Raw genomic sequence first — 25,469 nt, 5'->3', positions numbered from 1 at the left:
TCTTCTATCGTGTTAATACGCGCGTCAGGATGCTCATCGCCTTGCTGAACTGATCGTCAGGCACCGTTAACGGATACAGGAAACGAATCACGTTGCCATGCACGCCGCAGGTCAGGAGCAGCAGACCCGCTTCCAACGCGCTTTTCTGAAATTGACGGGTAATCTCTGCCGAGGGTTTACCAGTCTGCGGATCGTTAAATTCGGCCGCTACCATCGATCCCTGTGCACGAATCGCCACCAGTGCCGGACACTGCGCTTTGATCTTCTCCAGCGTTTCCACCAGCGCAGCACCCAGACGCTGTGCTCGTTGGCACAATTTCTCTTCTTCAATCACATCCAATACCGCCAGCGCCGAAGCAACCGACAGCGGGTTACCCGCATAGGTGCCGCCCAACCCGCCCGGCGAAGGGGCATCCATGACGTCAGCGCGACCGACGACGCCGGAGATCGGGAAGCCACCGCCCAGGCTTTTCGCCATGGTGATCAGGTCCGCTTTTTCCGCATAATATTCCATCGCAAACAGCTTACCGGTACGGGCAAAGCCGGTCTGCACTTCGTCGGCAATCAGCAGGATGCCATGCTCGTCGCACAATTTACGCAGCCCGCTGATAAAGGCTGGCGGCGCGACGTGGAAACCGCCTTCGCCCTGTACCGGTTCCAGAATAATCGCGGCAACCTGATCGGCGGCGATATCGGTATGCATCAGGCGTTCGACGCTTTCCAACGCCTGCTCAACGGTGATGCCTTGTTTCTCATTCGGATAAAGCGCGTGAAAAATGGAGCCGGGGAACGGCCCGAATCCTGTGGAGTATGGTGCCACTTTGCCCGTCAGCGTCATCGTCAGCAGCGTACGGCCGTGGAACGCCGCGTTGAAGGCGATCACGCCGGGGCGTTTGGTGTACGCGCGGGCAATTTTCACCGCGTTTTCTACTGCTTCGGCGCCGGTGGTAAAGAACGTGGTCTTTGCCGCGCCCTCAATCGGTGCCAGCGCGTTGATGCGCTCGGCCAACGTGACATAGCTGCCGTAAGGTACAATCTGGTAGGCCGTATGGGTAAAGCGATCCAACTGCTCGCGCACCGCCGCGACAATCTTCGGGTGGCGGTGTCCGGTGTTCAGTACCGCAATCCCGGCGGCGAAATCGATAAATTCTCGACCTTCCACATCCCACAGCGTGCTGTTTTCCGCACGCTCGGCATAGAAATCACACATGACGCCCACACCACGCGGTGTGGCGGCCAGACGGCGTTGATTCAGTTCGCTATTCTTCATGGTCTGCTCCGGTATCCCAAACACATCGGTTAGTCGTTGAACGATGATGAGTCGAACGGTAACGATTAGTGTAGTTGCAAGATGATGATGTCATTTAGACGCGAGATGGTTCTATAATCCAGTGCCAGTTTTGAATATTTGAAGGATCCACTTTTGCGCTCACTTCTGACCGACTTACTACTTCAGCGTTTAGCCAACCAGCAAGACGGCGCGCTGAACAAGCGTTTGTACGACAGCATTCGGCTGGCGATCCTTGATGGCGCGATTACCGCTGGCGAGCGTCTGCCATCGTCGCGCGATCTGGCGCAGCAGCTGTCGCTGTCGCGTAATACCGTACTGACGGCTTACGAACAGCTACTGGCGGAAGGCTATATTGAAGCGCGTAAAGGAAGCGGGACCTTCGTCACGGAACAGCTCCCCGATGGCAATATGCAGCCGGTGAGTAGCGACAATGCCGGGGAGATACGCGAGCCTAAGCATGAGCTGTCGCGGCGCGGTATGCATCTTCTGGGGTATGCCGGTGCCTCCGCCCGACAATGGGGCGCATTTATGCCGGGCATCCCGGATATCGCCAGTTTTCCCCACGATTTATGGCGACGGATTCAGACGCGCCTGACGCGACGCGTTCGCCCTGAGCAGCTTTCCTATTCGCCGATTGGCGGCTGCCCCGAGCTGCAATTGGCGCTGGTGGATTACCTGCGCGTCGCCCGTTCGGTGGAGTGTACGCCGGAGCAGATTCTGATTACCGAAGGCACCCATCAGGCGATGGATCTGCTGGCTAAAATGCTGTGCAACCCCGGAGATCTGGCCTGGATTGAAGATCCCTGCTATTGGGGCATTCGTAATGTCCTGACGATTAACGGCCTGCGCGTTGCCCCCGTCGATGTGGATGAACAGGGGCTGGTACCGCCGGAAACGCTCTCGCCCGACGCTACCCCACGCCTGATATGCGTGACGCCGTCACATCAGTATCCGTTGGGTGCGGTGATGAGCCTGGCGCGGCGTCAACGGCTGCTGGCACTGGCGCAGGAGCACGGATGCTGGGTCGTTGAGGATGATTATGACAGCGAGTTTCGCTTTTCCGGCAGCCCGATCCCTGCGCTGCAAGGATTACAGACGCAATCGCCGGTGATCTACATCGGCACATTCAGTAAAACGCTCTACCCCGGCCTGCGCGTCAGCTACATGGTGCTGCCACCGCTGCTGGCGCAGTCGCTGAAGACGGCACATTCCGAACTCTATCGCGGCGGTCACTGGCTCACGCAGGCGACGCTCGCGCAGTTTATCCGCGAAGGCCACTACGCCGCGCATATCCGCCGTATGCGCCTGCTGTATGCCAAACGCCGCGCGCTATTGACGTCACTGATCGAACAGCATCTGGGGGCAGATTACGTCGGAGACAACAGCAATGCCGGGCTGCATATGCTGCTCAGCCTGCCTTCCCACATCGATGATGTTGTATTGAGCGCCGCGATTTTGCGCCGCGGCGTGATGGTTAAACCGCTTTCCAGCTATTACCTGCAGCCGACACAGCAGCGCGGTTTATTACTGGGCTATGCCAGCGTGGAAGAGAGCCACATGACGCAGGCATTTTCCGTGATTGTGGCCTGTATTCAGGCGCTGAATCCCCCTCATTCTGACGCTTGACAGCTCCCGTTTTTATATGCGTCCCTTCGCACCGTTACGGTGCCACCCTCCATCGGTGCGCCCTATTACGGCGCATCCGTTATGATGAACGACGGTGTTATGATGCATTGCAGCACGGTATTTTCTGCTCACTACGCATCCGGCATGGTTTATGCATTCTTATGAATAACAGTGACTGCCGGAGAGTGAAAAATGAGAAATTACGTCAGCTTCAGGAATGTTCAGAAGACCTATGACGGAGACCGCCTGATCGTCAAAAACCTCAATCTGGATATCCGTGAAGGTGAATTTCTGACCCTGCTTGGGCCATCCGGCTCGGGAAAAACCACCAGTTTGATGATGCTCGCCGGGTTTGAAACTCCGACGCAGGGGGAAATTATGCTGCGCGACGCCCCGCTGCACCATCTCCCGCCGCACCAGCGCGACATCGGTATGGTGTTTCAGAACTACGCCCTGTTCCCACACATGACCGTGGCGGAGAATCTGGCGTTTCCACTTTCCATCCGCCGCCTGAACCGTGCCGATATCAAAGAGAAAGTGGATCGGGTACTGGATCGCGTGAAGCTCACCAGTCTGGCCGATCGCTACCCTGCACAGATGTCCGGCGGCCAACAGCAGCGTGTGGCGCTGGCTCGCGCATTGGTTTTCGAGCCAAAGCTGGTACTGATGGATGAACCGCTGGGCGCGCTGGACAAGCAACTGCGCGAGCATATGCAGCTAGAAATCAAGGAGCTGCATCAGTCGCTGGAATTAACCGTGGTGTATGTCACCCATGACCAGAGCGAAGCGATGACCATGTCCAACCGCGTCGCCGTGTTTAACGATGGCGTGATTCAGCAGATGGACAGCCCCAGCGACATCTACGAAAAACCGGAAAACGCTTTTGTGGCGCAGTTTATCGGCGAAAATAATACACTGCTCGCCACGCGTGCCGAGGCCGAAGGCGCATTCTATCGGGCAACGCTGGACGACGGCACTTCGCTACGCGCGCTGAAAGTCCGCCCCAGTTCACCGGGTCGAAAAATCACGCTCTGCATCCGTCCGGAACGTATTCACGTCAACGCGGCTCACGTCGATGACGGCATGCAGCACGTCAAAGCCCGAATTCAGCAGTTCATCTATCTGGGCGATCACGTCAGGATGATGACGGAAGTGGCAGGCCAGCCGCAGTTTATGGTGAAACTCCCCGCCAACGAGATTCAGCCGCACTGGAAAGCCGGCACCGAAGTCAACCTGTCCTGGCAGCCGGAACACCTGCGCGCGCTGGATAGCATCATCACGCATTAAGCGTGGCGCGTTAACCGTGTCAAAAGACGCAGAAAAACGAGTGACATAAAAATAGAATGTTGCCCCCGAAACAGGGGCAACAAATAAACCATTAACGCGACGGGAACAGATAAAGAAAAGAGGAAAATCATTAGCGCTATAGTGCATAATTTTTATTTAGGTAATTAATGCGTGACCACTCACAACTCAAAAATATCCTGTTTATTAATGACAGAATATCGCTGGAATTTTTTCCTGATATCTATTTAAACTCAATGCTGTTTCAAGTGCTATCCCTTCCTATTTCAAGTTTCAGATACGTTATTCAATAATAACGTTTTATTCTGCAACACGAATTATTTAGGGCACATTCTAATGGATAGAAATCTCAATTAAGGGAATCGGTATGGATACGCCGCACTTCTTTGACCTGTCTGGAAAAACCGCGCTCATCACCGGAGGATCGCGTGGATTAGGGCTACAAATTGCTGAAGCACTCGGGGCACAAGGTGCCCACATAATCCTCTCGGCGCGCCACGCCGATGAATTGCAGACCGCGCAGTCACACCTCTCCTCATTGGGTATTCGCGCCGACTGGATTGCCGCCGACAATGCGCAGGATCGCGATATTGAGCACCTCGCAGAGGAAGCTATCGCCAAGACGGGCCAGATAGATATTCTCGTCAATAATGCCGGTACGGCATTCGGTTCCCCAGCGGAAGACCATGCGATTGCTGACTGGGATCGCGTCATGAACCTGAATATCCGCAGCCTGTTTTTATTAACGCAGAAAATTGGCAAATGCAGCATGATTCCCCGCCGCTATGGAAAAATTATCAACGTAGCATCGCTTGCGGGCTTGCAGGGCAATCTGCCCGGCTGGCTGGAAGGCATCGCTTACAGTACCAGCAAGGGTGCCGTAGTGAATTTTACCCGGGCATTGGCGGGCGAATGGGGAGAATTTAATATCACCGTCAATGCGCTCGCCCCCGGTTTCTTTCCTTCCGCCATGACACAAAATTTGTTGAATCGACTTGGCGTTGATGCACTGGCGCAAAAATCCCCGCTGCAACGTATTGGGGACGATGAAGACTTAAAAGGTGCGGCGATCCTATTTGCCTCCGATGCCAGTAAATATATTACAGGTCAAATACTTTCCATTGACGGAGGCATGAGCGCCATATAAATACCGCCCACATCATTATTAGCTATTTAATCATTCCAAATTAACGAGGCTCATGGAGGAAGCGCGTAATCTAGCCAATAGGCATGCAACTTGAAGTATGACGGATATAAATTCATGTACGTTTTCAGTCGAGCTAATTACAGGAGTAATAGCGATGAAAAGTTGCTTTGATGGATGGTCACCACACGTCATTGATAGTGAAGATAAGGCGGCGGTCATTGCGCATATCGAAAAATATCGGTTTGCCATCGTTACCAGTGAATGGAAATACGAGGATTCTGACTTCCAAAAAATGTCGACGCTTTATTCGCTGGGTGATATTTATCAATCCGCCTTTAACCGTCAGGAGCACAAAGAGGGGGTATCCACATCCGGAGTGAATCAGATTGGCGGGCTCTCACACGGCACCCATAAGGTTTTCAATAGTACCTCACACCTTTCTCTTCATACCGATGGTTCGTATATCCCGATTGGGAGCATAAAAACGTCGATTCTGCTTTGTAAGCAGCATGCGACCCAAGGCGGCGGAACCGTTCTATTCGATAGCGTTTCTGCCTTTCAGCGACTTCAGGCCGAACACCCTGATTTAGCGAATATTCTGCTTGAAGACCAGATTTTCAGACGCCGCTCAACCGGAACACAGTCCGGAAAACAGTACGCCCATATTGGTCCGGTTTTTCGTCCCGATCGTGACGGCGGGTTTATTGGCGGGTTTACGCTGGATGTGACCGCCGACTGGGACTATTCACGCAATATCAATCCGCGCGTTGTCGAGGCCGTCGAATATATGTCGCAACTGGCTGCGGAAGGCAGCCGCTATCATCTGACATTCCCTCTTTATCGTGGTCAGGCCTTGATCATGCGTAACGATAAAATCTCTCACGGACGCCATGCCTATACGGACGATCCCGCCAGCCCAAGAACGCTGCTGCGAGGCATGTTCACCCGCGCACCAAGCCTGATCGCATAATCTAAGGAGAGATCATGACCGATCGTTCAATGACGGAATCCGCGATAGCGGCACGTTGGGATGGCTGGCTGACGTGCCCGCAAGCGCACCTTCACGCCCGAATGCGAGATGAATTAACTGGGACACCGATAAGCGAGGAAACGCTGGCGGCAATGCTGGCCTTCGTTCATGAATACCGGCTCAACGGCGTCAACTGGAGCGCTCAGGGCATACGCGGAGACGAAGTTCAGGAGCAACTACAAGGCCTCCAGCACGATGCACCGCCGTATTTTGCGCTGTTTTGCGAGAAAATTGCCCTGGCTGAAAAATACAAATGGGTCGGCGGCAGCGTCGATGCGGACATTCTGGCTGCACAAACCCGCTATCAGAAATTTGCTATCGTCTCCACGCCGAGAGCGGGCACCCACCTACTCCGCACGCTGCTAGGTTCCCACCCGAATATTGAAATGCACGGTGAAGCCTTCAACCGCTTTGGTCAACATTTGTTGCCCTATTCCGTTAAAGACACCGCTATTGAGACGATCCTACATCGACACCTGTTCAAACCCTATTTTGAATACGTCGAGGCGGTTGGTTTCGTGCTGTTTCGGGATCTTGATACTACCTGGGGTGATGCGCCGATCTGGCCCGCCTTGCAGGCGATCCCCGACCTGAAACTGATCCTGTTAGAGAGAAGAAGCCGGCTACAGCAATTTGTGTCGTTGAAGAAAAGCCTGCGCGATCGCATCTGGTACGTCGGCAAGCAGGATAGCCGCCCGATTTCGCACGAAAAAATGGCGGTGTCTGCCGATGAATTAACGACATTCATCGATAGCAATCTGGAAAATCAGGCTGCGTTTTATCAGGATTTTCAGCACCATGACATCCTCACCCTTGACTACGAAGAGGTCATGTCAGCGCCCGATAGTGTTGCCAGCACGGTGCTGTCTTTTCTGGGGATTTCCGATTTCAGGCTCTGCGCCGGCACAGGGAAAAAAGAGACCCGAACGATTGATTCGATCGTGAGTAACGTTGACGACCTCAGGACCACGCTGACAGGGACACAATATGAATCCTACCTCTAACTCATACTGGCCGCCTTACACCGCTCTCGCGGATCAAGACGAACGCCCGCTGATTCACCGTGGCGAAGGGGTTTATCTTTATGATGAGCGCGGCCAACGCTACTTTGACGGCATGTCCGGCTGCTATAACCACTGTCTGGGGCACTCTCACCCTGAATTCATTGCCGCCCTGCAACAGCAATTATCCACGCTGATTCATGCCTGCAATATCTATTCAAACACCCAACTCCCCGGCGAACTGGCCGAGAAACTTGCCGCGAAGCTCATCGGTACGGGCCTGAGCAAAACATTCATCGTCGGGAGCGGCAGCGAAGGCGTTGAAAGCGCACTAAAAATGGCCTGGCAATATCAGGTCAACCACTCCCGTCCGGCGCGAACGAAAATCGTGGCAATTAACGGTGCGTACCACGGCTGTACGCTCGGCGCGATGATGGCGACAAGACGCCCTTTTATCAACGAGGGCATTTTGCCGTCCCTGCTCGACAGCAATACGATTACGATGCCCCCACCTGAACATCTCAGCGATATCAGTGCCTGGGAAACGCTGCTGGCAGAACAGGAATCGACTATCGCCGCCGTTATTATTGAACCGATTATGGCAATGGAAGGCACTCGGCTGCTGCCTGATGGCTTCCTGCAACAGCTCTCGCTGCTGACAAAGAAGTTCGATATTCCACTGATTTGCGACGAGGTCTACTGCGGCGTTGGCCGCGCAGGGACGTTCTGTGAATCAGTCTCACAAGGCGCACAGCCTGACATTGTCATTTTCAGCAAGTGTCTCGGCGGTGGCGTTCCCATTACCGCCGTGCTTGCCACTGAGGCCATTACCGACAGCTTTAGAGGGCAAACGCCGCCGTTTTTCCGCCACGGCCACACGCAATCCGGCAACCTGCTGGGCTGCCGCGCGGCGCTGTTTGTCATGGATTATCTGGATGCACATCACCTCTACGATGCGGTCACGGCAAAAGGCAGGACGATCCTCCAGCTCGCCAAACAACATCTTCCGCCAACCGAGGGGCTGATCAGCGTCCAAGGCAAAGGGCTGATGCTATCGATGACGTTTTCGTCCCTTGAGCAGTGTGGCCGTGCGCAGGCGGCGATACGGCAGCATGGCATCATCGTTGGGGCAGCAGGCCCGTACTTAAAACTGGCACCGGCCTTCACGATTTCAGCCAACGAAACAGAGGAACTGATTCAACGCATGACTACGGCACTGGGAAGCCTCTGATGGGCGTTAACCGCCACTATCCGTCAGGTGTGATTAACCCCCATCAGATGTCATTAACAACAGGGAGTGAAAAGATGTCCGACTACTTTGATCTTGAACGCATCATCCACGGCAAGCGACATGAAACCCCTTTCCAGTGGGGAGAACTAACCCAGATATGGCGTAACAGCAGCATCGCCTCAACGCTTGCTCATGAGTTCCCGACCGACGGGTTTAACTATCGTGAACGTAACGGCGGTTACTTCTATCGCCGCACCCTTATTCCTTTAGCCACCGGCAAAGTCAGCGATACCACGACGCTGTCCGACGCCTGGCAGGGAATGTGCGACGAGCTGGTTTCTGACAACTTTACTGCCGCCCTGTCTGCCTTCTGCGGCACAGACCTTTCCGAATTCAAAATGGAAGCAGTAGCCTTTCGCGGCGGCCGGGACACGCACTACCTTCCCCATGTCGATGCGTCGCTGACACGTGGTTTCCGCCTGATTATTTATTTCAACGGCGAATGGGAAGAAAGCTGGGGCGGTGCCTTTCAGATTCTCAACCCTGAGAATCATGCTGACGTTTGCCATTCCGTCCTCCCGCTCATGGGCAACGCCAGCGTCATCATCCGCAACGGGTATTATGAAACCTGGCATGCGGTCGTGCCGTTAACTGGCGTCTCCGTCAAGACCCGTAATGCGCTGAATATCACCTATTACGAACCCGGCACGACGAGTACAGCGCAGTGAAGAAGCTTATTTTCCTCTATGGGCCACCGGCGGTGGGAAAACTCACGATCGGTCGCCTGCTGGCGGAGAAAACGGGGGCAACGCTATTTCATAACCATCTGACGTATGATTTAGCGATGGCGGTGCTCCCGCCTGACAGTGCATTTAGTACGCTCAGGCGCTTCGCCTGTGAGCTAAGGCTCTATGCCATTTCGCTGCTTTTCGCAGAGGATGAGCGCGATCTGATCACGACCTTCTGCTATGAGGGAAGCAAAGACGACGGGTACATTGAGGCGATAAAGACACGGTGCGCGGAACATGGCGTTACGCCATTTTTCGTCCAACTCCGTAGCGACGAAACGCACCTGTTAAATCGGGTGGAAAACGTGGATCGACACCAGTTCGGTAAGGTAAATACACAGGATAAGCTCAAAGCAATTCTGAGGAATTATGACTACGCCGACACGATCGATGCAGCCCATCATCGTTCACTGCACACCTCTGTGCTGGCACCTTACGAAGCCGCAGAACAGCTAATCGACTGGTTTTCTTCATATTGATGCAATAAAAAGCCCGTTGCCCCTGCACAGGGGCAACGGATATCACACTAATCTCGAATCTTGCGGTATACCCACAGCACGACAAGCGCGCCGACAACCGCCACCACAAAGCTGCCGAAGTTAAAGCCATCGACCCGGCCGAACCCAAAGAAAACGCTGATATAGCCGCCCACAACCGCACCGACAATCCCGAGCAACACCGTCAGGATAAAGCCGCCGCCGTCTTTACCGGGCATAATCCACTTAGCCAGAATCCCCGCAATCAAGCCAAAAATAATCCAGGACAGAATACCCATACCTACTCCTCGCGTTTTCGTTTTCACCACACCCGACGTTGCCGCTCGTTGGCAAATCGGGCAGTTAAGCAAGTATAGGTGAGGATTGAGGAAGTGGTGGGTGGAGCAATGGATGATCAAGAGTGCATGTCGTTTGTTTGTGAAACCCTGTTCAATCATTTAAATCCATGCATACAGGATATAGTTAGCAAAAATTATGGATAGCACGTGAATTATTTTAATAAAGTGGAATGAAACTCGTTTTTAACGAAAACAATACAAGTAATCATCAATTTATTAACTGAATTATTTTCATTACCGCTGGGAATCTAGATACGCCGTTACAAAAAAAGTTTTAACTGTTGAAATAATGACTCTCTATAAAAATAATTACCCCTACGTATTAATAGAATAAAAAACATACGACACGTACAAAACAATAATAATAAAAAACCGACTACACTGTTAGCTGCACTGACTGCCCCCCATGATAGAAAATTCGCTTATACATGACGAAATATAGTTAATTACTGTAACTATAAAACCAATAGAATATTAATCTAGAGGGAGTATTAGTATGAAAACTATTACCACTGGTCATACGGAAAACGAAAAAGCAGCGATGTATTTATTAGAGCAAGCGATGGGTTATACTTATCAAGCATCGCTACGCGCGGCGGCACTTCTTGGTGTTGCCGACCATCTCGAAGCGGGACCACAAACCATTGAGGCACTGAGTAAAAAATTAAACGTAGATGCTCAAAATTTGCATCGAATTATGCGTTTACTTGCTACGCGGGATATCTTCTCTGAATTAGAACCAGGTAAATTCGCGCTCACACCGCCAGCAGAATGCCTATGCGTTTCCGCAAAACATCCTCTGCGTGACGCCGTGCTTATGTTGACTGATGAAACTTTCTGGCGTCCTTTAGGTGAACTGGTAGAAAACGTACGTGGCCATTCCAGCTTTAAAAAAATTTACGATATGTCATTCTTTGAATATTGGTCGGAAGATCATTCCCAAGGTTATGATTTTCACTCCGGTATGTCATCAATGTCGGAAGTGGAAAATCTATTTCTAGTGCGTAGTTATGACTTCCCCGAAGGTGCCACAGTAGTTGATGTCGCAGGAGGAATGGGGGGATTGTTATTACAAGTTTTACAAGCCAACCCGACACTACACGGTATTCTATTCGATCAGCCGCATGTGTTATCCCGGCATCGTCTTAGTGAGCTAGCCGATGATTCTCGCTGGCGATTGCAGCCAGGTAGTTTCTTTGAATCCTGCCCAGCAGCAGATATTTATTTACTGAAATACATTATGCATGACTGGCCGGACGAAAAAGCCTCGATTATCCTGAACAATTGTCGTAAGGCCATGCGCCCAGGCGGCAAGATATTGGTGATGGATCCGGTTCCTCCAGAAGGAAATATCCAGCATTTCGGCAAAGAAATGGATATTTTATTGCTATCTAGCTTTGACGGTGGCAGAGAACGTACCGAACGCGAGCTAAAACAACTGTTTGCCAGCGCTGGTCTTAAAATTAATCGCATTATTGAAACTGGCAGCTTAATCTCGATTGTTGAAGCCGTTGCCGTTTAATTATCACTACATCACATCTGAAAGAAGCCCTCGTGGGCTTCTTTCATCAACGTACCAATAAACTTAGCGTATTAAAGTCATCACATTAAGCACAGCCCCTTATTCCTTCGCATACAAATACACCGACGCCCGTGATACGCCGAGGTGTTGTGCAATGGTTTCCATGGATTTTTTGACTTCCAGCAGGCCGCTGTCTTTCAGTTCCTGAAGCAGGATTTTTCTGTCCTGCGCTTTTAATGCCCGTGGCGTGGTGGCAAGCCGGGCGGCGAATTGATCGATGTGTTGTCTGATCGCTGCCGCGCCGTTTGGTTCTAAATGCTCCGTTACGGAGTCCGACGCAAGCTGGGTGAACTGCGCCAGCGCATTTTGCATGCCGCGAAAGAGCGTCATGTCGACGTTCAGGCACAGCGCCGCGACGTATTCGCCTTCCGCATTCTTGATGCCGACCGAGGTGCTTTTTACCGGGCGTCCGTCTGCAAACTGGTTGGCGTAGTTCGCCAGAATGTTAGGAAATTCGGGCGAGGCGATACGGGCAAGGCCCAGTTCCGTCGCGGGCGCCCCCACCTCCCTGCCGGAGAGGTTATTGTGAATGGAAAGTATCGCGTGTTCTGGGTTTTTCAGATCGTGCACAACAACTTCACAGAATGGCGCGAACGTTTCGCTCAGCCCTTTCGCTATCGCCTCTAACTGCGTTAGCAGCAGACCTTCTCCAGATGCAGACATATTTCTCTCCAATTCCTCTACCCATGCTTGCGCAAGCGCGTTTTCTGGCGCTGAGTGTACTGTAAGTACACCTGATTTAGTATCACACGCGATGTCGTCAGCGGTCGCTCCTGATTCCGTGACACGTACTCGTTCCGATTTTTTCAGCGGCACGCGATGCACCTCACGGTGGTCGAAAACCTAAAGATAAATCACATTAGACAATTTATCTAATTTTATATATTTTGTTTATCAGGTATTCGACAGTATCGGAACCAACGACTCCGGTATTCATAATCACTAACATCGGATTATCCAACTATGAGCGACTTACGCCTCCCCACTTACGACGATGTGGTAGCCGCAGCAGAACGCATTGATGGCTATACCAATAAAACGCCAGTGATGACATCGCGCACGGTCAATGACACATTCGGCGCAGAGGTTTTCTTCAAGTGTGAAAACCTCCAGCGCATGGGCGCATTCAAATTTCGCGGTGCCATGAACGCGCTGTTGCGGTTTTCCGACGAGCAGAAAGCCGCTGGCGTCGTCACCTTTTCTTCCGGTAACCATGCGCAGGCCATAGCGCTGGCTGCCAAATTACTCGGCATTCCCGCAACAATTGTCATGCCGCACGATGCACCAGCGGCAAAAGTTGCCGCAACGCGTGGCTATGGCGGAAACGTGGTGGAATACAACCGATATACTGAAGATCGTGAGCAGATCGGTAACGATCTGGCGAAAAAACATGGTCTGACGCTCATTCCCCCTTACGACCACCCGCACGTTATTGCCGGGCAAGGCACCGCAACGAAAGAGTTGCTGGAAGAAACCGGTGAGTTGGACGCCCTGTTCGTCTGTCTGGGCGGCGGCGGATTGTTGGCGGGCTCAGCACTTTCCGCCCGTAAGCTGTCTCCACATTGCAAAATTTATGGCGTCGAACCTATTGCAGGCAACGACGGGCAGCAATCTTTTCGCAGCGGCAACATCGTGCATATCGATACGCCCAACACCATCGCCGATGGCGCACAGACCCAGCACTTGGGCAACTATACCTTCCCTCTGATTCGTCAGAACGTCGACGATATTCTGACCGTGACGGATGACGACCTGATTGACACGATGCGGTTTTATGCCGAGCGCATGAAAATCGTCGTGGAGCCAACGGGGTGCCTTAGCTTTGCAGCGGCGCGTAACCTCAGGGAATCACTACGCGGTAAACGCATCGGCATTATTATCAGCGGCGGGAACGTCGATATCAGCCGCTACGGCGCATTTCTGACCGGCAATGCCTAAGGAAAAACGATGATCTTTATTTCTGAAGCAGAGTCAGCGGCGCTTATCAGCCATGAGCTAGCTTATGATGCCGTTCGTGAAGCCCTGCTCGCCGCCAGCGAGCCGGAAGCACGCAGTTTCCCCGTGGTGCACGGGCAAGGCTCCGATCCGGTCAACACCTTCAGCATCAAGGCCTCAGCAACCCATGAACTCGCAGGACTAAAAGTCGGTTCGTTCTGGCCGGGAAACCCCGCTAACGGGCTGCCCCGCCATAATTCCCTGATTTTGCTGTTCGATCAGCAAATCGGGAAAATAGCGGTCGCGATTGAAGCCGGAAAGGTGAACGCCTTTCGTACCGCCGCCGCCAACGCCGTTGCCGCCGATTTGCTGGCAAGACCCGATGCCTCGGTTCTCGCCGTGTTCGGAACCGGTCATCAGGCCCGCTATGAGTGCGCCGCGCTGGCAAGAATACGGCCAATCCGTACCCTGCTGATCGTCGGGCGCGATAGCAGCAAATCCGCAGAGATGGCGCAAGAATTCAAGGCAGTCGGACTGGATGCGCACGTCAGCGATGCCGAAAGCGCGTGTCGCGCGGCGGATATCATCGTGACCGCAACACCATCACGCACGCCGCTGTTTAACGCCGAGTGGGTTAACGCCGGAGCGCACGTTGTCAGTATGGGATCGGACGCCGTCGGAAAGCAGGAACTGCCGCCAGAGCTGTTTACTGCAGGCCGCCTGTTTTGCGATCTGCCTTCCCAATCCCGAATGATTGGTGACTTCCAACATGCGCCAGCCCATGTGACGCTGACCGCCATCGGCGACGTGATTAGCGCAAGCGCAGCAGGACGACAAACGCCGGACGATATTACCGTGTTTGACAGCTCCGGTTTGTCCATTCAGGACTTATATATCGGCCAACGCATTCTTGCCGCCTGGAAGCAGGCTAAACAAAATGAAGGTGCATAATGAACAATATTGAATGGCTTAACGCGCTGGAAACGCCCTTTTTGCTGATTGATGAGTTCCGCTTTCAACGCAACATCGACAGGCTTTATCAGCGTACGGAGAAATTAGGCAGCCAGATCCGGCCGCATCTCAAAACGCTACGCTCGATTGAAGCCGGTCGCTATCTGCTCAAAGACGCTGCGTCGCCCGCGACGGTTTCGACGCTGGCAGAAGCGGAAGCCTTTGCCGCCGCAGGTTATACCAATCTGCTCTACGCCGTAGGGATCGCCCCGCACAAGCTGCCGCGTATCGCCAGCTTAATCCGCAAAGGCGTGAATATTCATATTCTGCTGGATAGCCCAGAACAGGCGCGCGCGGTGACGGATTATGCCCGCGCCAATGGCGTGACGTTTTCGGTCTTTATTGAGATCGACTGTGACGGGCATCGCGGTGGCATCCCACCGGAAAGCGACGCATTACTTGAGCTGGCACAACAGATCGACGGCAACGGCGCGACGCTCACCGGCCTGCTGGCACACGCGGGAGAATCGTACGCCTGCCGCACAGACGAGGCGATCAGGGCGGCTGCACGCGCCGAGTGCAAAGCCATCAATACCGCCGGACAGCGAGTGCGCGCGCTGGGAATTGCCTGCCCCGTGCTCAGCGTCGGTGCCACGCCGACAGCGCACTTTGCCGAGGATTTAACTGGCATTACCGAAGTCAGAGCGGGCGTTTTCACCACGTTCGATCTGGTGATGAAAAATGTCGGGGTCTGTTCGCTGGATGATATCGCGCTGTCGGTCGTCAGCACTGTGATTGGACATAATCGCGAAAAAGGCTGGGTGTTTATCGATGCGGGCTGGATGGCACTTTCCCGCGATCGCGGTACGGCCTCTCAGGCAAAAGATTACGGTTACGGGCTGGTTTGCGATATCTATGGCAGCCCTTACCACGACCTCTGCGTGACGATCACCAATCAGGAGCACGGCATCATCGCGCTACCCGCCGACAGTGGACTTTCGGTCGATCATTTCCCCGTCGGCACGCGGTTGCGGATATTGCCTAACCACGCCTGCGCGACGGCTGCGATGCATCAGCACTATCAGGTGTTGACACGCACGCACGAGCAGGAAACCTGGCAGCGCATTACCGGCTGGTAATGCTCGGCTGACCGTAATCGGCCACGCCGCCCGATCTGAACGCGTCGGGCGGTGATTTCGCATTACGCATGTTTATCTCTGCGCGCCGTTAGCGCGTTCAGTTCAGTTGCTCGTCCCTAACGTCGGCTCGCAGTTCACCGGAAAATTCACCGAATGGGCGATGTAGCAGGCGTCATGCGCCAGTTCATGCAACTGGGCATATTGCTCAGCGGTAGGCCGCTTTTCGCCGCTGAATGTCACCTGCGGACGCAGCGTGACGTCCAGCATCGCCGTTTTTCCTGCCGCATTCACGCCCATCGTGCCCACCGCGTTATCCTGATAGTCATCGACACAGAAGCGCTTTTTAGCTGCAATGGAAAGAAACCACAGCATATGGCAACTGGACAACGAGGCCACCAGCGCCTCTTCAGGATCGACTGCGTCTTCCAGCGAAAAAGGCAGCGGGACGACATGCGGTGACGACGAGGCGCGCAGCGTAATACCACCGTCAAACTGCCACTGATGCAATCGGCTGTAGCGGTTATCAATAAAATTTTGCCCATCGCGCTGCCAGCAGATTGAAGCACGGTATTCAGACATGATTCAGTTCCCTTTGTTATGGTTTTCCAGCCCTCGCAGTAGCGCTGCAAGGTTAGCATCAAGAGAAGCCAACACATCGGCAGGCAGTACAGAGAGCACCTGACGCTCGTTCTCAATGTGTGCCTCAACGGCACGATTAATCAGTTCAAGCCCTGTGCCGGTGAGTTGCACAAGCGTACTGCGCGCATCCTGTGCGTTCTGCACACGTTCGATAAATCCCCGGGTTTCAAGGCGTTTGAGCCGATGAGTCATGGTGCCTGACGTCACCATCAGCGCGGAGAACAGTTCCGTCGGGCTAAGGCAATGTGGCGCACCGGCACGCCGCAGCGTCGCCAGCATATCAAACTCCCAACTGCTCAGTTCAAATCGAGAGAAACAGGCTTCCAGACGCAGTTCGAGGAACGCGGCACATCGTCTGAGGCGTCCAATCGGTCCCATGGGGCTGGCATCCAGATCGGGCCGTTCGCGCCGCCACTGTTCAAGGATGGCATCTACCGCGTCGTATTCGCGTTCGCTGGTTTGATTTTTCATTTATCTTGACTTCAAGGTAATTAATCAACACTATCATGATATCTTGAATTGAAGGTAAAGTCATGAACACTACACCCTCACCACACTATTGGCGTGACGTCCTACTCACAGCGCTGGCCCCCGCGATTTGGGGGTCGACCTACATCGTGACATCAGAAATCCTGCCGCCAGACCGCCCCTTTACGGCGGCGCTTATCCGCGTACTGCCTGCGGGTCTGCTGCTGCTCTTATTCACGCGCCGCTTCCCCGCCCGCCGAGACTGGTGGCGCGTGCTCGTGCTCAGCGCCCTGAATATCGGCGTCTTTCAAGCGCTGCTGTTTGTCGCGGCTTATCGTTTGCCTGGCGGACTGGCAGCAGTCCTTGGCGCGATCCAACCGCTGCTGGTGATGGTGTTGGTCTGGGCAGTGGATCATCGTGCGCCCAGACTGGCGACGCTGTGGTCGGCGATCGTCGGTGTGGCGGGCATGGCTATTTTGCTGCTGTCGCCGCAGACAACATTTGAGCCCGTAGGCATTGCCGCCGCGCTGCTGGGAGCGGTATGTATGGCGACCGGAGTCTGGTTAACACGTCGCTGGAAACTTGACTTGCCCGTACTGCCGCTTACCGGCTGGCAACTCTTCCTCGGCGGATTGATGCTGGCACCCGTTGCATGGCAGGCCGATGCGCCTCTGCCTACGTTGACTCTGCCGCAGTGGGCGGCCTATTCCTATCTCTGTCTTGCGGGTGCCGTGCTCGCTTATGGGCTCTGGTTTCGTGGCGTATCGCGCCTGCCAACGGTTGCCGTTGCCTCATTGGGGTTGCTGAGTCCGCTGACCGCCGTGGTGCTAGGCTGGGCGTTGCTTTCACAGTCGATGACCGGGACGGCATTTCTGGGTTTGGCCATCGTATTAGCCAGCGTCTTCGCCGTGCAATGGACGACGGCGCGGGGTAAATAATCGACGAAGAACTGCTGATGGCGAGCGTTGTTGGCGGGGAAAAATGAAAAGGAAGACGTTAAAACGGCGGCGTTATGATAACGCCGCCGTGTTTATCATACTTAGCGACGGTTACGTACTAACTGGTAGCGACGCGTCAGGTACTCGACCGGTGCGCTCCAGATGTGAACCAGACGGCAGAACGGGAAGAGAACAAACAGCGTCAGCCCCAGCACGATGTGCAGCTTGAAGATCAGCGCGACACCCGCCAAATGCTCAGACGCCCCGCCCTGGAAGAACGCCACGCTTTGCGCCCAACCGACCAGCTTCAGCATTTCACTGCCGTCCATATGCTGTGCAGAGAATGGGATAGTCAGCAGCCCTAAACCAGCCTGAATCACCAGCAGAGACAGAATGAGAATGTCGCCAACGCTGGACGTGGCACGAATGCGCGGGTTAGTCAGACGGCGTTTTAGCAACAGCACACCACCGACAAACGTCAGCAGGCCTGCCGCACCACCGCCGAACATCGCCATTTTCTGTTTTACATCCATTGGCAGAAAAGCTTCGTACATCCAGTGCGGCGTCAGCATACCGAGGAAGTGCCCGGCAAATACGCCCAGAATCCCCAAATGGAACAGGTTAGACGCCAGACGCATCCCTTTCTTATCCAGCATTTGGCTCGAACCGGCACGCCAGCTGTACTGACCGTAGTCATAACGCAGCCAGCTGCCAATCAGGAAAATAGCCATCGCCAGGTAAGGATAGATATCAAAAAAGAACACATTGAAATAGTTCGTGATTGCACTCATTAGCGTTGCCCTCCCGCCGATGTAGCGTCAAGATTCAGATATTGCGGCACCACCGCGCCAGCGAAGCGGCGTTGGTGTTGCGTTTGTTGGGCCGATGCGCAGCCTTCTTCGCCGAGGAACTTAACCTGTTCCTCTTCCCACACGGCATCCAGCGCCTGCGGCGTGTCGTCGCGTGCTTCGTCAGCGACCTGATGTGTGACATCGTCACTTTTCAGGTCACTGCCGGACAACGCCAACAGCAGATCGAACAGCACGGCATAGCTGCTGTCACGTTGCTGCAAACGCGCACCAATCAACGCCAGAATCGGCGCGATGTCGAGTAAACCCGCGCGCCCCTGCGCGGGTTCCAGACGAGAAAGGTACTCAAGATACAGCGGCAGGTAGTCCGGCAGCTCACGGCAGTCCAGTGCCAGACCGGCATCCTGATATTGCTGCATGAGATCGACCATCGCCTGACCACGATCGCGAGACTCACCGTGAACGTGTTCGAACAGCAGCAGCGAGGTCGCCCGACCGCGGTCAAACAGGCCGCTATATTCTGCCTGTTTGTCCAACAAATCCTGCGCGCACAACGTATTGATGAACTGCATGAGCTGATGACTCTCACGCAGCGGTAAAGCATCAACCTGCTCTACCGCTTCGATCAACTCAGCCCGGTTTTCCCACAGCTCGCTATCGGGATAGTCCAGCAGGCGGGCAATAATCCGCAGGCTAATCATGGTTCGTCTCCCGCATGATTTTGCTGTTCATGTCGCGCGTTTTGTTGCTGACATCAATGGCATCAATACGCTTGCTGTTGAACAGGTTGAATTTGGTATCGCTGCCGTGGCAACCATCGCCAAAGCTGAAACCACAGCCTTTACTTTCTGGGAAGGCTTCACGCGCCAGTTCACGATGGCTTGATGGAATCACGAAACGATCTTCGTAGTTCGCAATCGCCAGATAGCGGTACATTTCCTGCGCCTGCGCTTCGGTCAGCCCAACCTGTTCCAGCGCGCTGGTATCGATTTTGCCTTCTACGGTTTCTGCACGTTTGTAGTGACGCATCGCCAGCATACGTTTCAGCGCCAGCAATACGGGCTCGGTATCCCCTGCGGTCAGCAGGTTCGCCAGATATTGCACTGGAATACGCAGACTTTCGACGTCCGGCAGTACGCCGGTGTGCGCCAATTGACCTGCATCCGCGGCAGACTGAATCGGTGACAACGGCGGCACGTACCAAACCATCGGCAGCGTGCGATATTCTGGGTGCAGTGGCAGCGCCAACTTCCAGTCCATCGCCATTTTGTATACCGGCGACTGCTGTGCCGCTTCGATGACGCTGTTTGGAATGCCGTCTTTCAGCGCTTGTTCAATGACTTTCGGGTCGTGCGGGTCAAGGAACACATCCAGTTGGCTCTGGTACAGATCTTTCTCATTTTCCACCGACGCCGCTTGTTCGATGCGGTCGGCATCATAGAGCAGCACGCCCAGATAGCGGATACGTCCGACGCAGGTTTCTGAGCAGAGCGTCGGTTGACCACTTTCGATACGCGGGTAGCAGAAAATACATTTTTCTGATTTGCCGCTCTTCCAGTTGAAGTAGATTTTCTTGTACGGGCAACCGGTCAGGCACATACGCCAGCCGCGGCATTTATCCTGATCGATCAGGACGATACCGTCTTCGCCACGTTTGTAGATCGCGCCGCTCGGACAGGTCGCCACACACGCCGGGTTCAGGCAGTGTTCGCACAGACGCGGCAGATACATCATGAACGTGTTTTCGAACTGGCCGTACATCTCTTTCTGCATATGCTCAAAGTTCTTATCTTTGGAGCGCACGCTGAATTCACCACCCAGATCGTCTTCCCAGTTCGGGCCGTTCTCGATTTTCTTCATCCGCTGACCGGTAATCAGCGAGCGCGGACGCGCGACAGGCTGATGCTTGCCTTCCGGCGCTTTACGCAGGTTCTGATAGTCGTAGTCGAACGGCTCATAGTAGTCGTCGATTTCCGGCACATCCGGGTTAGCGAAGATTTTGGACAACACGCTGATGCGGTTACCCATACGCGGTTCGAGCTTACCGCTGATTTTACGGATCCAGCCGCCCTTCCATTTTTCCTGATCTTCCCAGGCATGGGGATAACCCACGCCCGGTTTGGTTTCGACGTTGTTGAACCAGGCGTATTCCATCCCTTCACGGCTGGTCCAGACGTTTTTACAGCTAACGGAGCAGGTGTGACAGCCGATGCATTTGTCCAGATTCAGCACCATGCCCACTTGTGAACGAATTTTCATCAGGCTTTCTCCTGCTGTACCGCTTTTTGTACATAGTCCTGACCTTCATCATCCAGCCAGTCGATGCGTTTCATTTTACGAACTACGACGAACTCATCGCGGTTTGACCCAACGGTGCCGTAGTAGTTAAAGCCATAAGCCAGTTGGGCATAACCGCCGATCATATGGGTCGGTTTCGGCGTGATACGGGTTACCGAGTTGTGAATACCGCCGCGCTGCTGGGTAATTTCCGACCCCGGCAGGTTAATAATGCGTTCCTGCGCGTGGTACATCATGGTCATTCCCGCCGGCACACGCTGGCTGACAACGGCACGCGCCGTCAGCGCACCGTTGGCGTTAAACGCTTCTACCCAGTCGTTATCCGCAATACCCAAATCGCGGGCATCGTCTTCGCTCAGCCAGATAATCGGGCCACCGCGACCCAGCGTCAGCATCAACAGGTTGTCGCTGTACGTGGAGTGAATACCCCATTTTTGGTGCGGCGTCAGGAAGTTCAGCGGTTTTTCCGGGTTGCCGTTAGGCTTCTTATTCATCACCGGCTCAGCCGCACGGGTATCGACTGGCGGACGGTATACCAGCAGGCTTTCACCGAAGGCACGCATCCACTCATGGTCTTGATACAGCTGTTGGCGACCAGACAGCGTACGCCACGGAATCAGCTCATGAACGTTGGTATAACAGGCGTTATAGGAAACGTGTTCATCTTCCAAACCAGACCAGGTCGGGCTGGAGATAATCTTGCGCGGCTGCGCCTGAATATCGCGGAAGCGAATTTTCTCGTCTTCTTTATTCAGTGCCAGATGCGTGTGGTCACGACCGGTGAATTTGCTCAGCGCTTCCCACGCCTTCACCGCTACCTGACCGTTGGTTTCTGGAGCCAGAGACAGAATCACTTCTGCCGCATCGATCGCCGTTTCAATCTTCGGACGACCCGCCGCCGCACCGTCAGCCTTGGTGTAGTTCAGTTTTTTCAGGAAATCGACTTCGGTCTGCGTGTTCCAGCCGATGCCTTTACCGCCGTTGCCCAGCTTGTCCATCAATGGACCGAGCGAGGTGAAACGTTCGTACAGGTTCGGGTAATCGCGCTCCACCATCATCAGGTGCGGTGCAGTTTTGCCCGGAATCAGATCGCATTCGCCTTTTTTCCAGTCATCCACGCCGAACGGCTGTGCCATTTCAGCTGGGGAGTCGTGTTGAATAGGCAAAGTAACCAGATCGGTTTCCTGGCCAAGGTGTCCCTGACAGACGCGAGAGAAGGCTTTCGCGATGCCTTTGTAGATTTCCCAGTCGCTTTTGGAATCCCACGCCGGATCGACAGCCGCAGACAGCGGGTGAATAAACGGATGCATATCCGAGGTATTCATGTCGTCTTTTTCATACCAGGTTGCCGTTGGCAGGACGATGTCGGAGTACAAGCAGGTGCTGGACATACGGAAATCAAGCGTCACCACCAGATCCAGTTTGCCTTCAACGCCTTGGTCGCGCCATTCCACTTCTTCCGGCTTCACGCTGCCCGCGGTACCCAGATCTTGCCCTTGAATGCCGTGCTCCGTACCCAGCAGGTACTTCAGCATGTATTCGTGGCCTTTACCGGAGGAACCCAGCAGGTTAGAACGCCAGATGAACAGGTTGCGCGGGTAGTTTTGCGGACTATCCGGCTGTTCAGCGGCAAATTTGATTTCGCCTGATTTCAACGCAGCAACGGTATAGTCCTGCGGCGTGACGCCGGCGGCACGCGCTTTCTCTGCGATATCCAGCGGGTTAACGTTCAACTGCGGTGCAGACGGCAACCAGCCCATACGCTCGGCGCGCACGTTGAAGTCAATCATGCTGCCAGTAAAGCGGGATTTATCTGCCAGCGGTGACAGCAGTTCCTGCGGCGCGACGGTTTCATAACGCCACTGGCTGGAATGGTTATAGAAGAACGACGTACTGTTCATGTGACGAGGCGGACGCTGCCAGTCCAGACCAAACGCCAGCGGCGTCCAACCGGTTTGCGGACGCAGTTTTTCTTGTCCGACGTAGTGCGCCCAACCGCCACCGCTCTGACCAACACAGCCGCAGAAAATCAGCATGTTGATGATGCCGCGGTAGTTCATGTCCATGTGGTACCAGTGGTTGATACCGGCACCGACGATGACCATCGAACGACCGTGCGTTTTATCGGCGTTATCCGCGAATTCGCGCGCAATACGGATGATGTTCTGACGAGAAACGCCAGTAATCTTCTCGGCCCAGGCTGGGCTGTACGCTTTCACATCGTCGTAATCACGCGCGCAGTTGTCGTCGCCCAGACCGCGATCCAGACCGTAGTTCGCCATCGTCAGGTCATACACGCAGGCAACCAGCGCTTCGCTACCGTCAGCCAGCGTCAGGCGCTTAACCGGCAGTTTGTGCAGCAGGATTTCTTCTAGCGCAACGTTGTTGAAATGTTCGCTGACCGCGCCGCCAAAATACGGGAAGCCGACATCGACGACATCGTCGTGCGAGCCCAGCAGGCTCAAGCGCAGCTTCACTTCTTCGCCGCTCACGCCGTCGCGCTGTTCCAGGTTCCATTTGCCCTGATCGCCCCAACGGTAGCCGATAGACCCTTGCGGAGCCGTCAGATTGCCGCTTTCATCGTCAATCGCGATGGTTTTCCACTGCGGGTTGTTGTCCTGGCCGAGATTGTCCACCAGATCGGAAGCGCGCAGCATACGACCCGCCGCATAGTAACCGTCTTCTCGCGGCTCCAGCAGCACCAGCATCGGTAAGTCCGTGTATTGACGAACGTACTCGCTGAAATACTGGCTCGGTTTGTCGAGGTGGAACTCTTTCAGAATCACGTGGCCCATTGCCAGCGCCATCGCGCTGTCGGTACCTTGTTTCGGGTTCAGCCAGTGGTCGCACAGCTTGGCGATTTCAGCGTAGTCCGGTGTGACCGCAACGGTTTTGGTGCCTTTGTAGCGAACTTCCGTAAAGAAGTGGGCATCCGGCGTACGGGTTTGCGGAACGTTAGAGCCCCAGGCAATGATGTAAGAGGAGTTATACCAGTCGGCAGACTCCGGTACGTCAGTCTGCTCACCCCAGGTCATAGGTGATGCCGGTGGCAAGTCACAGTACCAGTCGTAGAAGCTCAGGCACACGCCGCCGAGCAGAGACAGGTAACGGGCACCCGCTGCGTAGGACACCATCGACATCGCAGGAATCGGTGAGAAACCGATCACGCGGTCTGGGCCGAAGGTCTTGGTGGTGTAAACGTTAGAGGCAGCGATCAGTTCGTTGACTTCATTCCAGTCAGAACGAACGAAACCGCCACGGCCACGAATTTGTTTGTAGTATTTGGTTTTTTCGGGGTCATTGACGATAGACGCCCAGGCATCAACCGGATCGCTGTGCGTCAGTTTCGCTTCACGCCACAGCTTCAGCAGGCGCTTACGCATCATCGGGTATTTCAGGCGGTTGGCGCTGTAGAGATACCAGGAGTAGCTGGCACCGCGCGGGCAGCCGCGAGGTTCATGGTTAGGCAGGTCCGGGCGGGTGCGCGGGTAGTCAGTCTGCTGCGTTTCCCACGTCACCAGACCGTTTTTCACATAAATCTTCCAGCTACATGAACCGGTACAGTTTACCCCGTGGGTAGAACGCACGATTTTGTCATGCTGCCAGCGACTGCGATAGCCGTCTTCCCAGTCACGATTGGTATTGAGGGTCTGGCCATGCCCATCGGAAAACGGTTCGGCCAGTTGTTTGAAGTAACGTAACCGGTCAAGGAATTTGCTCATCCGGACTCTCCTGCTGCGAAGCCTGCTGGCCCCTGTCGTTATGAAATGCTCGTAGCAGACATCTGTTTTTGCTTACGACACATCGCTCAAGTTGGCGCTAGGGTATCCAGCAACCGCGTTGTCAAACTTGATAACGATCAAGAGTGTCACCCTGTGAAAAACGGAGTATATCGCTAACTACCACCAAAGAATTATTACAGAAAAAACAAATAATTAATTGATTTTAAAAGATAAAAATAAAACCATTCGTTTTGTGATTATACTGAATTCATACACACGACTATTTAGAGGTAGTAGTCGGAAAGCGACGAAAAATCGTACAAATTCAGTAAAGGGGGTAGCTGGATGCAGCGCGAAAAAAAACGCCTCTCCGAAAAGGAGGAGGCGTCGTAGTTATATTTCCATGCGAACTTGGAGAACATGTCTCTGTCCTTGTTTTTCTGGCGTAAAAAATTGTGCTGAGGTGGGCGTGACTGCCGGGTGAGCCGCACGGATGCGGCGAAAACCAGTGCCGCGTCGGGAACGCGTCACTGGAGGCCCGAGTAGCAGTCACGAACGCCGAAGGTATCGCGTAGCGACACAATTAGCGCCAACAAGCCTGAGGTCAAGGAGCGCGGCAATTGAGCGTTCCTTGTCGGGCGCGTGCTACGGAGTAGCATGAAAATAACAGCATTAACCGCGCACGAAACCACCTCTTAGTCGACATAAAATGTGGCTAAGAGGTGGTTGGGAGC

General features: G+C 54.1%; 22 protein-coding genes. 13 read left to right on the top strand and 9 right to left on the bottom strand.

Features of this window, described 5'->3' with window-relative positions; all coding sequences use genetic code 11:
- Positions 1–4 precede the first annotated feature (4 nt).
- Positions 5–1,270, bottom strand: coding sequence for a 4-aminobutyrate--2-oxoglutarate transaminase (locus MYB54_RS10335; RefSeq protein WP_039467567.1), 1,266 nt, complete (start codon positions 1,268–1,270; stop codon positions 5–7).
- 153 nt (positions 1,271–1,423) lie between these two features.
- On the opposite strand from MYB54_RS10335, the gene pdxR reads away from it, so the two are divergent.
- From pdxR to MYB54_RS10295, 8 genes are all read left to right on the top strand, one after another.
- Complete coding sequence (gene pdxR, locus MYB54_RS10330) at positions 1,424–2,917, top strand: MocR-like pyridoxine biosynthesis transcription factor PdxR (RefSeq protein WP_205604782.1); 1,494 nt, start codon at positions 1,424–1,426, stop codon at positions 2,915–2,917.
- 192 nt (positions 2,918–3,109) lie between these two features.
- Positions 3,110–4,204: an ABC transporter ATP-binding protein gene (locus tag MYB54_RS10325; protein WP_094370273.1), complete on the top strand. Its 1,095-nt coding sequence runs from the start codon at positions 3,110–3,112 to the stop codon at positions 4,202–4,204.
- A 385-nt stretch (positions 4,205–4,589) separates the two neighbouring features.
- Complete coding sequence (locus MYB54_RS10320) at positions 4,590–5,369, top strand: SDR family oxidoreductase (protein ID WP_248721894.1); 780 nt, start codon at positions 4,590–4,592, stop codon at positions 5,367–5,369.
- Between the two features lie 154 nt (positions 5,370–5,523).
- Positions 5,524–6,339: a TauD/TfdA family dioxygenase gene (locus tag MYB54_RS10315; RefSeq protein ID WP_248721893.1), complete on the top strand. Its 816-nt coding sequence runs from the start codon at positions 5,524–5,526 to the stop codon at positions 6,337–6,339.
- A gap of 14 nt (positions 6,340–6,353) precedes the next feature.
- Positions 6,354–7,403: a sulfotransferase family protein gene (locus MYB54_RS10310; RefSeq protein ID WP_248721892.1), complete on the top strand. Its 1,050-nt coding sequence runs from the start codon at positions 6,354–6,356 to the stop codon at positions 7,401–7,403.
- Positions 7,387–8,631, top strand: coding sequence for an aminotransferase class III-fold pyridoxal phosphate-dependent enzyme (locus MYB54_RS10305; protein WP_248721891.1), 1,245 nt, complete (start codon positions 7,387–7,389; stop codon positions 8,629–8,631). Before MYB54_RS10310 ends, MYB54_RS10305 begins: the two co-directional genes overlap by 17 nt.
- A 74-nt stretch (positions 8,632–8,705) precedes the next feature.
- Positions 8,706–9,359, top strand: a complete 654-nt coding sequence (locus MYB54_RS10300; protein ID WP_205592910.1) for a 2OG-Fe(II) oxygenase — start codon at positions 8,706–8,708, stop codon at positions 9,357–9,359.
- Positions 9,356–9,898 carry a DEAD/DEAH box helicase family protein gene (locus tag MYB54_RS10295; RefSeq protein WP_248721890.1) on the top strand — a complete coding sequence of 181 codons (543 nt, stop codon included), beginning with the start codon at positions 9,356–9,358 and terminating at the stop codon, positions 9,896–9,898. The genes MYB54_RS10300 and MYB54_RS10295 overlap by 4 nt, the downstream gene beginning before the upstream one ends.
- Positions 9,899–9,945: 47 nt before the next feature.
- Here MYB54_RS10295 and MYB54_RS10290 read toward each other — a convergent pair whose 3' ends face one another.
- Entirely contained in the window at positions 9,946–10,194 is a 249-nt protein-coding gene (locus MYB54_RS10290; RefSeq protein WP_014915585.1) for a GlsB/YeaQ/YmgE family stress response membrane protein, read from the bottom strand.
- Positions 10,195–10,750: 556 nt separating this feature from the next.
- Here MYB54_RS10290 and MYB54_RS10285 point away from each other — a divergent pair.
- Positions 10,751–11,776 carry a methyltransferase gene (locus MYB54_RS10285; RefSeq protein WP_248721889.1) on the top strand — a complete coding sequence of 342 codons (1,026 nt, stop codon included), beginning with the start codon at positions 10,751–10,753 and terminating at the stop codon, positions 11,774–11,776.
- 99 nt (positions 11,777–11,875) lie between these two features.
- Here MYB54_RS10285 and MYB54_RS10280 read toward each other — a convergent pair whose 3' ends face one another.
- Positions 11,876–12,499, bottom strand: a complete 624-nt coding sequence (locus MYB54_RS10280) for a helix-turn-helix transcriptional regulator (protein WP_248721888.1) — start codon at positions 12,497–12,499, stop codon at positions 11,876–11,878.
- 300 nt (positions 12,500–12,799) lie between these two features.
- On the opposite strand from MYB54_RS10280, the gene MYB54_RS10275 reads away from it, so the two are divergent.
- Genes MYB54_RS10275 through MYB54_RS10265 form a run of 3 tightly spaced genes read left to right on the top strand, consistent with a single transcriptional unit; the run spans position 12,800 to position 15,861 of the window.
- On the top strand, positions 12,800–13,774 hold the full coding sequence (locus MYB54_RS10275; RefSeq protein WP_206555976.1) for a threo-3-hydroxy-L-aspartate ammonia-lyase: 975 nt from the start codon (positions 12,800–12,802) through the stop codon (positions 13,772–13,774).
- Between the two features lie 9 nt (positions 13,775–13,783).
- On the top strand, positions 13,784–14,722 hold the full coding sequence (locus MYB54_RS10270) for an ornithine cyclodeaminase family protein (RefSeq protein ID WP_248721887.1): 939 nt from the start codon (positions 13,784–13,786) through the stop codon (positions 14,720–14,722).
- Complete coding sequence (locus MYB54_RS10265; RefSeq protein WP_205568379.1) at positions 14,722–15,861, top strand: DSD1 family PLP-dependent enzyme; 1,140 nt, start codon at positions 14,722–14,724, stop codon at positions 15,859–15,861. The genes MYB54_RS10270 and MYB54_RS10265 overlap by 1 nt, the downstream gene beginning before the upstream one ends.
- Before the next feature lie 102 nt (positions 15,862–15,963).
- Here the strand turns inward: MYB54_RS10265 and MYB54_RS10260 are convergent, their stop codons facing one another.
- Both MYB54_RS10260 and MYB54_RS10255 read right to left on the bottom strand, forming a co-directional pair.
- Positions 15,964–16,440 (bottom strand): OsmC family protein, encoded by a 477-nt coding sequence (locus tag MYB54_RS10260; protein WP_039525493.1) that lies wholly within the window; start codon positions 16,438–16,440, stop codon positions 15,964–15,966.
- 3 nt (positions 16,441–16,443) lie between these two features.
- Positions 16,444–16,971 carry a MarR family winged helix-turn-helix transcriptional regulator gene (locus tag MYB54_RS10255; protein ID WP_039288856.1) on the bottom strand — a complete coding sequence of 176 codons (528 nt, stop codon included), beginning with the start codon at positions 16,969–16,971 and terminating at the stop codon, positions 16,444–16,446.
- A gap of 62 nt (positions 16,972–17,033) precedes the next feature.
- Between MYB54_RS10255 and MYB54_RS10250 the strand changes: the two genes are divergently transcribed.
- The gene (locus tag MYB54_RS10250; protein ID WP_248721886.1) at positions 17,034–17,906 is read left to right on the top strand and encodes an EamA family transporter; all 873 of its coding nucleotides are present in this window, start codon (positions 17,034–17,036) and stop codon (positions 17,904–17,906) included.
- A gap of 101 nt (positions 17,907–18,007) precedes the next feature.
- Here MYB54_RS10250 and narI read toward each other — a convergent pair whose 3' ends face one another.
- The 4 genes from narI to MYB54_RS10230 are packed head-to-tail and all read right to left on the bottom strand — an operon-like array spanning position 18,008 to position 24,735.
- A complete protein-coding gene (gene narI / locus MYB54_RS10245; RefSeq protein ID WP_010276906.1) occupies positions 18,008–18,697 on the bottom strand; it encodes a respiratory nitrate reductase subunit gamma in 690 nt (229 codons plus the stop codon).
- Positions 18,697–19,416: a nitrate reductase molybdenum cofactor assembly chaperone gene (gene narJ / locus MYB54_RS10240; protein ID WP_248721885.1), complete on the bottom strand. Its 720-nt coding sequence runs from the start codon at positions 19,414–19,416 to the stop codon at positions 18,697–18,699. Before narJ ends, narI begins: the two co-directional genes overlap by 1 nt.
- Entirely contained in the window at positions 19,409–20,974 is a 1,566-nt protein-coding gene (narH, locus tag MYB54_RS10235; protein ID WP_010276902.1) for a nitrate reductase subunit beta, read from the bottom strand. Before narH ends, narJ begins: the two co-directional genes overlap by 8 nt.
- Positions 20,974–24,735: a nitrate reductase subunit alpha gene (locus tag MYB54_RS10230; protein ID WP_010276900.1), complete on the bottom strand. Its 3,762-nt coding sequence runs from the start codon at positions 24,733–24,735 to the stop codon at positions 20,974–20,976. Before MYB54_RS10230 ends, narH begins: the two co-directional genes overlap by 1 nt.
- Between the last annotated feature and the right edge of the window lie 734 nt (positions 24,736–25,469).

Origin of the sequence: Pectobacterium nicotianae, from assembly GCF_023272715.1 — a bacterium.
GTDB lineage: Bacteria > Pseudomonadota > Gammaproteobacteria > Enterobacterales > Enterobacteriaceae > Pectobacterium > Pectobacterium brasiliense.
The sequence above is the reverse complement of the archived record's forward strand: the minus strand, read 5'-3'. Positions and strand labels throughout refer to the sequence as shown.

What these genes read in the sequence shown, in the direction of transcription:
- MYB54_RS10325 (WP_094370273.1), top strand. Translation starts at nt 3,110, where the DNA reads ATGAGAAATTACGTCAGCTTCAGGAATGTTCAGAAGACCTATGACGGA.
- MYB54_RS10270 (WP_248721887.1), top strand. Translation starts at nt 13,784, where the DNA reads ATGATCTTTATTTCTGAAGCAGAGTCAGCGGCGCTTATCAGCCATGAG.
- MYB54_RS10300 (WP_205592910.1), top strand. Translation starts at nt 8,706, where the DNA reads ATGTCCGACTACTTTGATCTTGAACGCATCATCCACGGCAAGCGACAT.
- narJ (WP_248721885.1), bottom strand. Translation starts at nt 19,416, where the DNA reads ATGATTAGCCTGCGGATTATTGCCCGCCTGCTGGACTATCCCGATAGC.
- narH (WP_010276902.1), bottom strand. Translation starts at nt 20,974, where the DNA reads ATGAAAATTCGTTCACAAGTGGGCATGGTGCTGAATCTGGACAAATGC.
- MYB54_RS10320 (WP_248721894.1), top strand. Translation starts at nt 4,590, where the DNA reads ATGGATACGCCGCACTTCTTTGACCTGTCTGGAAAAACCGCGCTCATC.
- MYB54_RS10310 (WP_248721892.1), top strand. Translation starts at nt 6,354, where the DNA reads ATGACCGATCGTTCAATGACGGAATCCGCGATAGCGGCACGTTGGGAT.
- MYB54_RS10230 (WP_010276900.1), bottom strand. Translation starts at nt 24,735, where the DNA reads ATGAGCAAATTCCTTGACCGGTTACGTTACTTCAAACAACTGGCCGAA.
- narI (WP_010276906.1), bottom strand. Translation starts at nt 18,697, where the DNA reads ATGAGTGCAATCACGAACTATTTCAATGTGTTCTTTTTTGATATCTAT.
- MYB54_RS10250 (WP_248721886.1), top strand. Translation starts at nt 17,034, where the DNA reads ATGAACACTACACCCTCACCACACTATTGGCGTGACGTCCTACTCACA.
- MYB54_RS10275 (WP_206555976.1), top strand. Translation starts at nt 12,800, where the DNA reads ATGAGCGACTTACGCCTCCCCACTTACGACGATGTGGTAGCCGCAGCA.
- MYB54_RS10265 (WP_205568379.1), top strand. Translation starts at nt 14,722, where the DNA reads ATGAACAATATTGAATGGCTTAACGCGCTGGAAACGCCCTTTTTGCTG.
- MYB54_RS10305 (WP_248721891.1), top strand. Translation starts at nt 7,387, where the DNA reads ATGAATCCTACCTCTAACTCATACTGGCCGCCTTACACCGCTCTCGCG.
- MYB54_RS10280 (WP_248721888.1), bottom strand. Translation starts at nt 12,499, where the DNA reads ATGTCTGCATCTGGAGAAGGTCTGCTGCTAACGCAGTTAGAGGCGATA.
- MYB54_RS10255 (WP_039288856.1), bottom strand. Translation starts at nt 16,971, where the DNA reads ATGAAAAATCAAACCAGCGAACGCGAATACGACGCGGTAGATGCCATC.
- MYB54_RS10290 (WP_014915585.1), bottom strand. Translation starts at nt 10,194, where the DNA reads ATGGGTATTCTGTCCTGGATTATTTTTGGCTTGATTGCGGGGATTCTG.
- MYB54_RS10335 (WP_039467567.1), bottom strand. Translation starts at nt 1,270, where the DNA reads ATGAAGAATAGCGAACTGAATCAACGCCGTCTGGCCGCCACACCGCGT.
- MYB54_RS10315 (WP_248721893.1), top strand. Translation starts at nt 5,524, where the DNA reads ATGAAAAGTTGCTTTGATGGATGGTCACCACACGTCATTGATAGTGAA.
- MYB54_RS10260 (WP_039525493.1), bottom strand. Translation starts at nt 16,440, where the DNA reads ATGTCTGAATACCGTGCTTCAATCTGCTGGCAGCGCGATGGGCAAAAT.
- MYB54_RS10285 (WP_248721889.1), top strand. Translation starts at nt 10,751, where the DNA reads ATGAAAACTATTACCACTGGTCATACGGAAAACGAAAAAGCAGCGATG.